This window comes from Sporosarcina gallistercoris, from assembly GCF_050459885.1.
Classification (GTDB): Bacteria; Bacillota; Bacilli; order Bacillales_A; family Planococcaceae; genus Sporosarcina; species Sporosarcina gallistercoris_A.
Map to the genome: position 1 here is coordinate 277,695 of NZ_JBCMNO010000005.1, position 12,014 is coordinate 289,708.

The window sequence follows — 12,014 nt, forward strand, 5'->3', positions numbered from 1 at the left end:
TTACAATGCACTTGCTTATTCAGTGTCGTTATTGATCTCGATGTTTTTGTCGGTAGGAGTCGAAGTTCTGGAATCTGATGATAGAAAGTCATTGAGAGCTTGTGTGTTTTCTTCGAAATCGATTGACAGCACAGCTCCTACACCTGGAATACGCTGATCTTCATAGGATCCGTCAATAGGCAGACGCATCGACTCGATACCTGAGTCCTTATTATTTATTAGCCCTTTCCCTATTGAAAGCATTGTTTTCTTGTCTATATTCGTTTTTACGTAACTATCGGCCATTCCAAGTAATTTAGGAAAACTCAATAAGCTATGAAGACTGGCAGCTTCGGATTTCAATTTTGAGAGGGCTTCTTGTTGCCGCTCTACACGTCCAAAATCACTCTTACTATCATGCCGGAATCTTACGTAGCCTAGAAGCTCTTTACCGTGCAGTCTTTGGATACCAGGTTCTAGCGTCATATTGATACCATGCGACATCCGGTATGGGATATCTACTTCGATGCCATCGGGCGCCAGGACATCGACCATTTTTGGGAATCCGTCAAAATCAACTTCTGCATAATAATGAATGTCTATTCCGAAGTTGTCTTTTATGGTTTGGCGGACAAGTTCTGGCCCTCCTAAAGAGTAGGCGGCATTCATCTTATGTTTTCCATGTCCAGGAATTTCGACGTAAATATCACGCATGACTGAAACTGTCTTCAATTCTTCCGTTTCTTGGTTATAATGTCCGATCATTAATGAGTCAGAGCGTCCTTCATCGTTGTCGGGACGGGCATCGGACCCTAAAAGCAAGATATTGATTTCTCCGTATTGAGGTTCTGGAGCGTTAAAAATATCTTCCTCGCCATTGCCCGGTTTTTCGCCGGCTAAGGATTGTCCAGCTTTGAACTGATCAAACCAAAAATAAGCTGCTCCGCCGATTAATAGAAATAATATGAGTAAGGTTATCCACATTTTTTTCTTTTTTTTACGAGTTCTGCGATCAGAACGGTTCATAGTGCCACCACCTGTAGTTGGTTCCGCATATATGCGGTTTATTGCTTCGGGAATAGGACGTATTTCTACAAGAAATGTTTTCATAAATGAATTATTAGTCTCTAACTAATGAAGCATACGATGGAATTCAATTTTTTGCAATACTAAAATGCGGTTTTAATTGAATCTGAATGTGATTGCATACAGAGGGTATGCTAGTTATAATAGCAAATGAATGGATGCATGCATAACTCACCTTTCAGTTGAGGGTGTGACGGACTGTCCTTGTCTTCTCCGTCAGACAGGACTTTTTTTGTTCTTTCTAATACGATAATAAGAACACGATGGTGCGAAAGGAGATGTAAGATGTTTTTTATTGAAGCAAAACGAATCGTGACTGTTATTTTAGGCGCTCTATTACTCGCGGTATCACTGAACTTGTTTCTTATTAATGCGAACGTTTACGCGAGTGGTTTTGCCGGGATTGCACAATTGTTATCCAGTGTACTCTTAGACTTTGCAGGAATTACTGTATCTACCGGTGTTCTGCTTTTGGCATTGAACGTTCCAGTATTCATACTAGGATGGTTTAAGGTCGGAAAAGGCTTCACCATCTACAGTATCGTTTCTGTTATCTTCACGACGATTTTTATGGGAATCCTTCCCGTCATGTCTCTTTCGAATGACATTATCCTCAATGCTGTTTTCGGAGGTGTAATCGGTGGGGTTGGCGTCGGGATTTCGTTGAAACTAGGTGCTTCAACGGGTGGTATGGATATCGTTGCGATGGTATTGTCCCGCTTACAGGATAAGCCGATAGGGACCTATTTTTTGCTTCTGAACGGCATCATTATTGTGGCAGCAGGTTTTTTGTACGAACCGGAAAATGCACTGTATACGATGGTTGCGCTATACGTTTCCACAGCTGTAATCGATGCGATCCATACACGTCACGAGAAAGTGACTGCTATGATTGTTACAAGGAAAGCAGACGAGCTGCAAGAGGCGATTCACAAGCAGATGGTGCGCGGTATTACGATCTTGCCTGCTAAGGGCGGCTATACGAAAGAAGAAAAGAATATGATGTATTTAGTCATAACTCGATATGAACTCTATGATCTAGAGAAAATTATTAACGAAGTCGATCCGAATGCATTTGCGAATATCGTGCAGACAGTAGGCATTTTCGGCTTCTTCCGTCGGGAAGGGCAATCCATCACATAATATTGAATCACCCTGCTGTGGAACATGACAGCAGGGTGATTTTCACTTTCTCTTTTCTCTCTCGGATTTTCTGAAAAGATCTTTAAGTGCTTCCCGTTTTTCGCCGTAAGTAGAATAATCAGCTGAGAATTCTTCGCGGCCTGGCATCGAAGGGGGCTTTTTCTTCTTTTCGCCATCCACATTACGTTTCGCCATTTGTCCTCCTCCTTTTTAAAAGTATGGGTATGACTGACTGATTTTAGTCACGGCAGGGGCTCGTGCGCCATACTTATAAAGGGAAAGGGGAGGATGGGTTGGTTACCGTTACTACAGTGCAGATTGAAGGGCACAGTTTTACTGCTGTATCCGTTTCACTTCCTAAAACCACATTACTGACCGTTTCTAACGAAAACGGCTATATTATGTGTGGCGCACTTGATGTGGGGCTTTTGAATCGGCTGTTGTCAGATCGCCGTATTGTGGCAGGCCGCGCCACAGGCGTGAAAACGATTGAAGAATTACTGGCGGCTCCGCTTGAATCAGTGACTTTCGAAGCGGAAGAATGGGGAATAGAGGCTGGGATGACAGGGGAACAGGCTTTGTTAAAGATGATTTAATGAGCGACAGAAAACGAAACAAGAATTCCCTGGCTTCCTCGGAAAACTTGTTTCGTTTTTGACACATAACCTCAATAAGTTTGCATAGGATTATGTATTATTGTTGCGATTCCCTATCTGATGTTTTATGATAGAATTGAGAAACAATCTCAATGACTACATAATCGCCATGCGGTCCACTACGGGAAGTCTGTGAGCATGGGAAAGGTGAGTGCTATGAAAAAAATCATTTTTGCTGCCATTGTCTGCGGCATTGCATCAGCAGCGCTGACAGCAAGTAATTTCTCTGGAGTTTTCATGGACGGTCTGATAGCGGGGACGCTTGTAATTACAATTTTAGCAGGCTCATCGGCCATAATCACAGTCAAAGAACGCAGTAAACAAGCATGGCATTGAACAAATGATGTGAATGGAGCCGGCAGGTGATTTCTGCCGGCTTTGCTTATTAAACTGCAGCTTTTCATTCAGTCAGATAGGGGACAGCATATGAATATTCATGTAACGTACGGAGATTTAACAGAATTGAGATCGATTAAAGAAAGTTTGACATCGGAACAACTTGTTCTGATGGAACTTGGAAATGAAGCTGTACTTATCCAGGAAAACGATGGGTCAGCAGGTTTTGCTGAAGCGGATTCCTATACAGTTCTTGATGCTTCAGGAGACATTGTGAATGGGAACTTTGCGGTTTTCAATAATATCCCTGTCACACCAGAGGGAAGAGAAACCTTCGAACAACGGTTCATGGGACGTGCCCGGCAGATAGAAGATACTGATGGATTCTCTGCAATCCGCGTACTTAGGCCATTAGAAAGCGATACGTACGTCATCTTGACTATGTGGCAGGATGAGGCGTCTTTTAAAGCGTGGCAAACTTCCCAGGCTTATGCCGACGCTCACAAAAAACGCGGAACAGACGAAGGAATTGACAAGAAGCCGAATATCTTTTCACGGCCATCGTTTGTTACAAGTTACTTGAAAGTAGACTGAAAAATTTATGGAAACGAATCCCTTATAATGTAAGAGGGATTCGTTTTTTTTGTTTGTTTCGGGATAAATGTTTAAATAGGTCACCTTAGTGAAAGAGACTACTATAGATTGAACTGAGGGGGGAAAAAATGAAAAAAAACATTATGATTTTACCATCCTTAGCATTTATGCTAGCCATGGCAGCATGCGGAGCTGATGAAAAATCAGAACAGGCCACGCCAGGACAAGAAAAAAACGATGATATTAAAGTGTCAAAAACCGAAAAAAAGATGCAGTCTGAACCATTCACTGTACTTGTGGATTTGAAAGATTCAAAAGGTCAAACAACTGGCACAGCTGAATTGGAAGAAACGGAAGAAGGGGTTAGAGTACATGTAAAGGCAGAAGGACTACCTGAAGGCAGCCATGGTTTCCACTTCCATGAAACTGGTGTTTGTGAAGCGCCGGATTTCAAATCAGCAGGGGATCATTTTAACCCGGATGAGAAGAAGCACGGACTGGAAACGGAGGGCGGCCCGCATGCGGGTGATATGCCCAATTTAGAAGTAGGGAAAGACGGGTCAGTAGATGACGAGTTCACTGCTAAACATGTAACATTGGAAAAAGGGCAGCCAAATTCTTTGTTCCAAGATTCAGGAACAGCACTCGTTATCCATGCTGGAGAAGATGATGGTGAAACTCAACCATCCGGAGATTCCGGAGACCGAATTGTATGTGGAGTCATTAAGTGACAAAAAAATGGACAACCTAGTAATCAGGTTGTCCATTTTTAATGACTTACATAAGGGAAGCGATTATTCCCCGTTCATCATCCAATAGGAATTTTACACCCGTAGCATAAGGATCTTGATGGAGTTGTTCTTCAATCCACATCCGTAATGCTTGAGTCATATCAAATGTATTCATGGTGACCGTCATCCCATTGACAAAAGCTTCCGCATAGAATCCTTCGGCATCATCATAAAACAGTTCAACTTCGACTTGATCTGCTGGAACGAACTTGTGTTTTGCCTGATACAAGCAAATGGAATTAATGATATCCTGTTCCTCAATCATTAGTTCTGCCACCGATGCATGTCATCTTTATCCTGTTTCTTTTTCTTGAAATAGAGATAAATCATTCGGACCGCACCGATTACAGCGATAATCGCAAATACATTAACGAGTAATCCTAAAATGGAACCAAGCACGCCCATATTAGCAAACAGGCTGCCAAAAAGGAGTCCCGCTAGTCCACCTAACATTAACCCTTTCATCATTCCGCCTGATTTAGGCTTTGCTGTTTGCGAACCATTGTTTTTAGTAAAAGAAGTATTGTCCTTCTTTTTATCGACTGCTGGTTTGTTGAAATTATTTTGGTTAGGTGTAAATCCTTTTTTGCCGGATTTGTAGCCCTTCGCTTCAGCCGATGGCGAATGGTCGTTGAATACGATGGTTCCAATCGGTGAAAGAATAAGCGTGATTGCTAAAAACGCTGCCGCAATTTTTTTCATGTACTAGTCAAACCTCCGATGAAGTGATGAACCGCATAACGATTCTCTTCATCATTGTACAATAGAATGATTAAAAGTTAAAACAGTTCACTTTCTACACTTGTGGAATGAACGTTTTACAGTCTGTCTCGCTACTGGATTTCGCATGATTTCCCTTTTTACTCACGACATAAATTTCATCCGCTTCACACTTGTTCCCTTCAGACCAAAATTTACAATTATTCACTTCACATCGAATCCTTTGTGCCATTTCAAGCACCTCCTTTTTAGAATAGGATGTACAAGACATCCAACCCTATTCATATAAAATAAATATTAATTAAATGCCAAACTAAAAACTTGAAGTATGTCAAAAAGAAGCGTATAGTGACTTGATGGTAATCAGTTTAGGAGATTATGACATGCGGATTTGTTAAAGTTTTACGAATTATTCCGCACATAGTCTACCTACTAACAGAACAAAATAAATTAAACTAAAAAAGGGGATTTGCACATGACTACGCCGCTCAATCCTGAAGAAGCAGCAAACATTGCTACAGAAGGCACACAACTACCTTCCAATCAAAAACAAGACATCCTTGACCAGTTGCTGAAACCAGAAGTTCAAGAATCCTTAACGGCTCTTGTAGAAAAACTTCCGCAGTTAACCGAGCTAGTTGACTTAATGACAAAATCGTATGATGTTGCAAAAGCAGTTGCGACAGACGAAGTATTGTTGAATGATACATCGGAATTCATGAAAGAAATCGTAGGCCCTGTAAAAGATTCTGCTAAAAACATGGCAGCGACAGTCATCGAAGCAAAAGATCTTGCAGAGAAAAATACGGAAACAATCGGCTTGTTCGGCCTGATGAAAATGATCAAAGACCCTGAAGCGCAACGCATCTTCCGTTTCTTGAGTGCTTATCTGGAAATTGCGGGACAAAAGAACCATACAAAATAATTTCAACTAACTATTAGTAGAAGGGGACTAGACAATGACCAAACACATCGTTATTTTAGGAGCAGGTTATGGCGGTCTTTTGACAGCGCTAAATGCTCGTAACTTCCTGTCAGAAAGTGATGCAACGATCACACTTGTCAACCAGACACCGACTCACCAAATTATTACAGAACTTCACCGTTTAGCCGGAGGCACTACGAGTGAAGGTGCGGTTGCACTTTCTCTCGAGAAACTTCTTGCTGGTAAAGGGGTGGATTTGAAAGTAGCAACAGTTGAAAACTTTGACGTAAACACGAAAAAAGTGAATTTGGCTGGCGGAGAGACGCTTACTTATGATGCACTTGTAGTGGGGCTTGGTAGTAAGACGGCATACTTCGGAATTCCTGGGCTTGAAGAAAATAGTATGGTCCTTAAATCCGCGAGTGAAGCAAACGCAATCTACAAGCATATTGTCGATCGCATTAAGGCTTATGCAACTTCCCATGACGAAGCAGACGCTACGATTCTGATTGGCGGCGGCGGTTTGACAGGCGTTGAGCTTGTTGGTGAAATCGTAGACAACATGCCGAAGATCGCACGGGAGCATGGTGTAAACCCTGCTGACTTGAAGATCATGTTGGTTGAAGCAGGTCCGAAAATCCTTCCAGTACTTCCTGATCACTTGATCGAGCGTGCAACAGAAAGCCTTGCAAAACGCGGCGTTGAATTCTTGATCGGACTTCCTGTCACAAACGTCGAAGGGAACGAAATTTCATTGAAAGACGGCCGTGTCATCAAAGCGAACACATTCGTTTGGACAGGTGGCGTTACAGGCAATCCGCTCGTTGGAGAATCTGGTATTGAAGTCGACCGTGGGCGTGCAACAGTAAACGAATTCCTGCAATCTAAATCTCATCCTGATGTATTTGTTGTAGGAGATAGCGCGGTTGCGTTCCCGGCAGAAGAGGGAGCACGTCCATACGCACCAACTGCACAAAACGCTTGGCAGATGGGTGAACTTGTTGGCTACAATGTGTATGCATTGCTTACAGGCAAGTCTATGGAAGTGTTCAATCCAGTAAATTCCGGTACACTTGCAAGCCTTGGCCGTAAAGACGCTGTTGCATCAATAGGTGGAAACAATACATCCCTTAAGGGAATGCCGGCTTCATTGATGAAAGAAGCAAGTAACATCCGCTACTTGACTCACATCAAGGGATTGTTCGGTTTAGCATACTAATTAAAACGTTGTAGCTGTCCAGAAATTCAGTGCATACTGAATTCTGCGGCAGCTTTTTCTTATGTATTACGCAGGCTTATGGCATTATGAGAATCTAGTTTTCTCTATTCAGAACGATTTGTCATTTGACAGAGGAAAACTAGATTCGCTATAGTTAACAACGACGGTATTTGAGTCCGTGCAAAAAGGAGAGCAGAAGGCACGTAAAATAATGGAAACCAATCAAAGCGCCAGTGCCAAGAAAATCGCACAGATTCTCGGCAGACGAGGTGGAGGTTCATCGAACATTCGGCGGATGCCTCCTGATCGCAGATACCCGATCACATGCAGTCCCTAAAACACGGAGGTAACTCGGTGACACAAAAGGGATTTAGCAGGTATCATACAAATTTAATGGCCAGTCCGGGCAAGAACTGACTGACCGACCGAATCGGTTCTGCATCCGGACTGCCTGATGCGGAGGAACAATTATGTGCGGAATTGTTGGATATAACGGAAAGAACCAAGCAGAAGAGGTATTACTGAAAGGGCTGGAGAAGCTTGAATACAGAGGATACGACTCTGCAGGCATAGCTTTCCATACATCAGTTGGCGTCCAAATGTTCAAGGAAAAAGGACGTATTGCAGATTTAAGAAACGCACTACCCGAAGAAATCGATGCACACGTCGGGATCGGCCATACGCGCTGGGCGACACATGGTGTACCTGATCAAAAAAACTCACATCCACATAAGAGTGCATCTGGACGTTTTACATTGGTCCATAATGGGGTCATTGAAAACTATGAAAAATTGACACGTGAATATTTGCAAGATGTCCACTTCACTTCTGAAACGGATACGGAGGTCATTGTCCAACTGATTGAGCACTTTGCTAACTCTGGAATGACAACAGATGAAGCGTTCCGTAAAGCTTTATCATTATTGCATGGATCATATGCGATTGCGATGTTAGACGAATTAGATCCGGATACGATATTTGTTGCGAAAAACCGGAGTCCATTACTAGTCGGAGTAAGCGGTGAATGCAATGTTGTCGCATCTGACGCTATGGCGATGCTTCAAGTGACTGATCAATTCATTGAGCTGCATGATGGCGAAGTTGTTTTGCTTGGTAAAGATGGCATTATTATCGAAACACTGGATGGGGACAAAATCGAGCGGGCTCCTTATACAGCTGAACTCGATATGAGTGATATTGAAAAAGGGACGTATCCTCATTACATGTTGAAAGAAATTGATGAGCAGCCAGGTGTAATGCGTAAGATTATCGATGCCTACAGCAATGAAGAAGGTATGTTGGATATTGACCCGTATATTAAGCAAGCATTTCAACATGCTGATCGTCTTTACATTATCGCGGCAGGAACAAGTTATCATGCCGGCTTGATCGGTAAAGAATATTTTGAGAAACTAGCTGGTTTACCTGTAGAAGTCCATATTTCCAGCGAATTCGGATATAATATGCCGCTTCTTTCAAAAAAACCATTGTTCCTGTTCATTACACAGTCGGGTGAAACAGCAGATAGCCGTCAAGTGCTAGTGAAAGTGAAAGCACTCGGATATCCAACAATCACAATGACCAATGTGCCAGGCTCTACGCTGTCGCGTGAAGCGGACCATACGTTATTGTTGCATGCAGGACCAGAAATCGCAGTCGCTTCTACGAAAGCATATACCGCTCAACTTGCAGTACTTGCGATTACGGCTTATGCATTATGTGGGGGAGAGAAAAAGCTGGACTTGAAAAAAGAGTTAGCAATTGCAGCGAATGCGATTCAAACGTTGGTGGATGCTAAAGAAGAGATGGAACAAATCGCTCTAGAATTGTTGACGGATAAGCGTAATGCCTTTTTCATCGGACGTAATCTCGATTATTACGTAAGTTTAGAAGGGGCGTTGAAGCTGAAGGAAATCTCCTATATCCAAGCAGAAGGTTTTGCAGGCGGTGAACTTAAGCATGGTACGATTGCTCTGATTGAAGAAGGCACTCCCGTCATTGCACTCGCGACTCAACCAAGTGTCAGCCCGAATCTACGAGGCAATGTTAAAGAAGTCACAGCACGTGGCGCGCACGCCTGTATCATCTCCATGGAAGGCGATAACGAACCGGATGATCGACTTGTATTGCCTCACGTCCACGAGCTGTTAACGCCGCTAGTAACAGTTATTCCGCTTCAGTTGTTGAGCTATTATGCATCATTGCAGCGAGGTTGTGATGTGGATAAGCCGCGAAATTTAGCCAAGAGTGTGACGGTGGAATAAGGAAGCCTGAAAAATTGTCGGGCTTTGAAATGAAGTTACGATGTATGATAAAAGATGAAATGTATAAAATAAAGTCGCACCGTAAAAAAAAACGGTGCGATTTTTTTCTCTTGGATTCTTGTCTAAGAGTATTATTTTAAAGGAAGTGTTATTTATGAAAGCTGTAATTGTAAAAAAACCAGGTGGTCCGGAACAACTAGAGCTTGTTGAAGTTGATATCCCACAACCAAAAGAAGGGGAGTTACTTATACGTGTTCATGCAGCAGCGATAAATCGTACAGATATAATTACCCGTGAAGGGAAAGTAGGGTATGCTCAAAATCCTATTTTAGGCGTAGAAATTTCTGGAATTGTTGTTGAAGTTAATGGTGTTAGTCCCTTTTCAGTTGGAGAGAGAGTGATGGGACTTGTTAATGGGGGTGGTTATGCAGAGTTTGCTGTCATGCCAGCAGATCGAGCGATGAAAATTCCCGATTCCTTATCGTTTGAAGAGGCTGCAGCGATTCCTGAAGTGTTCCTCACTGCCTATCAAACATTATTTTGGATCGGTAAACTGCAAAAACAGGAAACAGTATTAATTCATGCAGGTGCAAGCGGAGTTGGAACAGCAGCCATTCAATTAGCAAAAAAACTTTGTAATGCTAAAGTGATTGTTACGGCTGGCTCTAAAAGTAAACTCGATTTTTGCCAAAAACTTGGAGCAGACGTCCTTATAAATTACAAGGAGCAGTCATTTGATGAAGAGGTTCTAAGAGCAACAAACGGTAAAGGAGTAGATCTGATTTTAGACTTTATTGGTGCTGATTACTGGGAGAAAAATTTAGCCAGTATTAAGAACGAAGGTCGATGGGTTCTTATCGGAATACTGGGTGGAAGTGAACTGGAAAAGTTGAACTTATTTAGTTTGATGTCAAAGTGCATCCAATTAACAGGGACATTATTAACCCCAAGAAGTGACGAATACAAAGCTCGTCTAACTAAAGAATTTGTAGAGAACGTAATTCCTTACATTGAACGAAAAAATATAGTACCTGTTATTGATACTAAATACCCTTTAGAAATGGTTAGAAAAGCTCATCCTCATATGGAAGAGAACCGCAATATCGGGAAGATTATACTACAGGTAAATGCTTGAGTTTTTAGCTTCCACAAATCTGAAGAATGATTAAAGGTAACTTAACAAAGGATCAGGTCGTTGTAAGTCAATTGAATAAAGTTTACAAAAATGATCTATCCTTTTTAAAATGGTAATTCCATTTAAATACTTTAAAAGCGTGTTTTGATTAGTCTTTTTTCAAAGCATGCTTTTTTCTTTTGACGTATTATCGCGATAGTTCGCATTGATTTGATCAACCTTTCTTTCTAACTACAAATTGCTAAAATTAACCTCTTTGGATAGAATTGTCTAAAGAGGTTTTTCTATTTACCATTTCATAGTGGCGCACAATGGTGGCTAGTAAGCGTATTGAATTCAATTCTTGTACAGAGAACAAGACAAAAGAGAGAGGTATGTAGGTTAGTTAAATTGGGGGTGCAATTATGGGGAAAAGTATATTGAATTATGAAGGTTTATTAGAAATGTTAGATGATGAACTTCGGGAACCTAAACAATTTTGGGAGGACTTTTATGCAGACAGAACTAAAAGTATTCCGTTTTTCAAGGTGAAAGGACCGGACGAGAATTTGGCTGAATATTTCAGTAAAGGATTTTCGCCAAAAAAAGTTTTGGAATTAGGAGCCGGTCCTGGGAGGAACTCTATTTATATGGCTAAGCAGGGGTGCAGTGTGAGTGCTTTAGATCTTTCAAGTAAAGCGATAGAATGGGCAAAAGAAAGAGCGGATGAAGAAGGAGTAAATCTTGAATTTCATTGTGTGTCCTTATTTGATTTCGAATTTGAACCATATTCATTCGATTTTATTTATGATTGTGGGATGTTTCATCATTTAGCGCCACATCGTCGTTTAACTTATTTAGAGATAATAAAAAAAGCATTGAGAAAAGAAGGATATTACGGGATTGTTTGCTTCAATACAGATGGTGCGTCGGATACACCTGATTGGGATGTCTATAAAGAAAAAAGTTTGAAAGGCGGAATCGGTTATTCAGAAGAACGTTTAAAGAACATATTTAAAAAAGATTTCGATATTTTGGAGTTTAGAAAGATGAGAAAACAAAAGCAAGAAAAGGATCTATTCGGTGAAGACTTTTTATGGACAAGCTTCATGCAAATTAAATAGTTAGGAGTCTTGTTCAGGAAGCGGATTGGATTTGTTAAAAGTAACCTATAGTTTATCACTAAG

At 41.5% G+C, this 12,014-nt stretch carries 15 protein-coding genes; 10 read left to right on the forward strand and 5 right to left on the reverse strand.

Annotated features, from left to right (window positions below):
• Window positions 1-15 precede the first annotated feature (15 nt).
• On the reverse strand, window positions 16-1,005 hold the full coding sequence (locus ABE021_RS03335; protein ID WP_430286786.1) for an LCP family protein: 990 nt from the start codon (window positions 1,003-1,005) through the stop codon (window positions 16-18).
• Window positions 1,006-1,350: 345 nt separating this feature from the next.
• On the opposite strand from ABE021_RS03335, the gene ABE021_RS03340 reads away from it, so the two are divergent.
• Entirely contained in the window at window positions 1,351-2,208 is an 858-nt protein-coding gene (locus tag ABE021_RS03340) for a YitT family protein (protein ID WP_430286787.1), read from the forward strand.
• Window positions 2,209-2,250: 42 nt separating this feature from the next.
• Here ABE021_RS03340 and ABE021_RS03345 read toward each other — a convergent pair whose 3' ends face one another.
• Window positions 2,251-2,403 carry a hypothetical protein gene (locus ABE021_RS03345; protein ID WP_430286789.1) on the reverse strand — a complete coding sequence of 51 codons (153 nt, stop codon included), beginning with the start codon at window positions 2,401-2,403 and terminating at the stop codon, window positions 2,251-2,253.
• A gap of 98 nt (window positions 2,404-2,501) precedes the next feature.
• Between ABE021_RS03345 and ABE021_RS03350 the strand changes: the two genes are divergently transcribed.
• The 4 genes from ABE021_RS03350 (at window position 2,502) to ABE021_RS03365 (ending at window position 4,525) form a co-directional block, all read left to right on the forward strand.
• Entirely contained in the window at window positions 2,502-2,804 is a 303-nt protein-coding gene (locus ABE021_RS03350) for a YunC family protein (protein ID WP_430286791.1), read from the forward strand.
• Window positions 2,805-3,020: 216 nt separating this feature from the next.
• Entirely contained in the window at window positions 3,021-3,200 is a 180-nt protein-coding gene (locus ABE021_RS03355; protein ID WP_430286793.1) for a hypothetical protein, read from the forward strand.
• Between the two features lie 90 nt (window positions 3,201-3,290).
• The gene (locus ABE021_RS03360) at window positions 3,291-3,794 is read left to right on the forward strand and encodes an antibiotic biosynthesis monooxygenase family protein (RefSeq protein ID WP_430286795.1); all 504 of its coding nucleotides are present in this window, start codon (window positions 3,291-3,293) and stop codon (window positions 3,792-3,794) included.
• Window positions 3,795-3,922: 128 nt separating this feature from the next.
• Window positions 3,923-4,525: a superoxide dismutase family protein gene (locus ABE021_RS03365; RefSeq protein ID WP_430286796.1), complete on the forward strand. Its 603-nt coding sequence runs from the start codon at window positions 3,923-3,925 to the stop codon at window positions 4,523-4,525.
• A 46-nt stretch (window positions 4,526-4,571) separates the two neighbouring features.
• On the opposite strand, the gene ABE021_RS03370 is transcribed toward ABE021_RS03365, so the two are convergent.
• From ABE021_RS03370 to ABE021_RS03380, 3 genes are all read right to left on the reverse strand, one after another.
• Window positions 4,572-4,850: a DUF2653 family protein gene (locus tag ABE021_RS03370; protein ID WP_430286798.1), complete on the reverse strand. Its 279-nt coding sequence runs from the start codon at window positions 4,848-4,850 to the stop codon at window positions 4,572-4,574.
• Window positions 4,850-5,287, reverse strand: coding sequence for a hypothetical protein (locus tag ABE021_RS03375; protein ID WP_430286799.1), 438 nt, complete (start codon window positions 5,285-5,287; stop codon window positions 4,850-4,852). The genes ABE021_RS03370 and ABE021_RS03375 overlap by 1 nt, the downstream gene beginning before the upstream one ends.
• A 94-nt stretch (window positions 5,288-5,381) precedes the next feature.
• Window positions 5,382-5,537: a DUF1540 domain-containing protein gene (locus ABE021_RS03380; RefSeq protein WP_430286800.1), complete on the reverse strand. Its 156-nt coding sequence runs from the start codon at window positions 5,535-5,537 to the stop codon at window positions 5,382-5,384.
• A gap of 243 nt (window positions 5,538-5,780) precedes the next feature.
• On the opposite strand from ABE021_RS03380, the gene ABE021_RS03385 reads away from it, so the two are divergent.
• The 5 genes from ABE021_RS03385 to ABE021_RS03405 all read left to right on the forward strand — a co-directional run bounded on the left by ABE021_RS03385 (window position 5,781) and on the right by ABE021_RS03405 (window position 11,951).
• Complete coding sequence (locus ABE021_RS03385; RefSeq protein ID WP_430286801.1) at window positions 5,781-6,230, forward strand: DUF1641 domain-containing protein; 450 nt, start codon at window positions 5,781-5,783, stop codon at window positions 6,228-6,230.
• 34 nt (window positions 6,231-6,264) lie between these two features.
• On the forward strand, window positions 6,265-7,449 hold the full coding sequence (locus ABE021_RS03390) for an NAD(P)/FAD-dependent oxidoreductase (protein WP_430286802.1): 1,185 nt from the start codon (window positions 6,265-6,267) through the stop codon (window positions 7,447-7,449).
• 470 nt (window positions 7,450-7,919) lie between these two features.
• Entirely contained in the window at window positions 7,920-9,713 is a 1,794-nt protein-coding gene (gene glmS / locus ABE021_RS03395; RefSeq protein ID WP_430286804.1) for a glutamine--fructose-6-phosphate transaminase (isomerizing), read from the forward strand.
• A 154-nt stretch (window positions 9,714-9,867) separates the two neighbouring features.
• The gene (locus tag ABE021_RS03400; RefSeq protein WP_430286805.1) at window positions 9,868-10,848 is read left to right on the forward strand and encodes an NAD(P)H-quinone oxidoreductase; all 981 of its coding nucleotides are present in this window, start codon (window positions 9,868-9,870) and stop codon (window positions 10,846-10,848) included.
• Window positions 10,849-11,252: 404 nt separating this feature from the next.
• Complete coding sequence (locus ABE021_RS03405) at window positions 11,253-11,951, forward strand: class I SAM-dependent methyltransferase (RefSeq protein WP_430286807.1); 699 nt, start codon at window positions 11,253-11,255, stop codon at window positions 11,949-11,951.
• Window positions 11,952-12,014 lie beyond the last annotated feature (63 nt).